Source organism: Dietzia sp. UBA5065 (genome assembly GCA_002415925.1).
Lineage (GTDB): Bacteria > Actinomycetota > Actinomycetes > Mycobacteriales > Mycobacteriaceae > Dietzia.
This window is the reverse complement of the sequence record DIAZ01000080.1, coordinates 3,384-4,278: the sequence shown is the minus strand read 5'-3', so window position 1 is coordinate 4,278 and position 895 is coordinate 3,384. Positions and strand designations below refer to the sequence as shown.

At 72.4% G+C, this 895-nt stretch carries 1 protein-coding gene; it reads left to right on the top strand.

Going from position 1 to position 895, the window contains the following annotated elements; all coding sequences use genetic code 11:
• Positions 1-99: 99 nt before the first annotated feature.
• Positions 100-870 (top strand): SDR family NAD(P)-dependent oxidoreductase, encoded by a 771-nt coding sequence (locus tag B4M60_RS05930; protein WP_291081204.1) that lies wholly within the window; start codon positions 100-102, stop codon positions 868-870.
• The last annotated feature ends 25 nt before the right edge of the window (positions 871-895 follow it).

Here is an 895-nt window from a genome sequence, read left to right as displayed (position 1 = left end):
TTCCTCGCCAAGCAGGAGCCGGACTTCCCCGACCGCGTCTCCGACGGGCTGCCCGACCTCTTCAGCTGACCCCCCACCCACGTTCCGGATCGGACCCCCATGCCTTCTGCCGAACTGCCTTCCGTCGACCTCACCGGCCGCGTCGCGATCGTCACCGGATCGACCGCCGGCCTCGGCGTCCGGTTCGCCCACGTGCTCGCGGAGGCGGGTGCGACGGTCGTCGTGACCGGGCGGCGCGCCGAGCGGATCGCCGAGGTCGTCGGCGCGATCGGCGAGCGCGGCGGCAAGGCCCACGGCGTCCGGCTCGACGTGACCGACCCGGACTCCATCGAGGCCTGCCTCGAGCAGGTCACCGCGGAGCTCGGCGTCCCGCAGATCCTGGTCAACAACGCCGGCATCCCCGACGCGCAGCGCGCCCACAAGATGTCCCTCGAGCTCGTGGACGCCGTCCTGGACACCAACGTCCGCGGCCCGTGGCTCATGGCCACCGGCCTCGCCCGACGGCTCATCGCGGCCGAGCTGCCCGGCCGGATCGTCAACATCTCCTCGATGGCCGCGTACCACTACGCCGGCAACGGGGCCGCGCTCTACTCCACGGCCAAGGCGGCGGTCAGCCGGATGACCGAGGCGCTCGCGGTGGAGTGGTCACGCCACCTCATCAACGTCAACGGCATCGCGCCGGGGGTCTTCGCCTCGGAGATGACCGACGGGATGCTCGCCCGGGTGGGCGACATCGCGCCCGGCTTCCCGCGCAAGCGGATCGGCCTGCCCGAGCAGCTCGATTCCACCCTGCTCTACCTGGTGTCCGACGCGTCGGAGGCGGTCACCGGGACCGTCATCAAGGTCGACGACGGGCAGATGCCCCGCTGACGTCCCCCGTCGGGGGCCGCGGAGG

Excerpts from the sequence above, each read along its gene's own strand:
- B4M60_RS05930 (WP_291081204.1), top strand. The coding sequence starts at position 100 with ATGCCTTCTGCCGAACTGCCTTCCGTCGACCTCACCGGCCGCGTCGCG.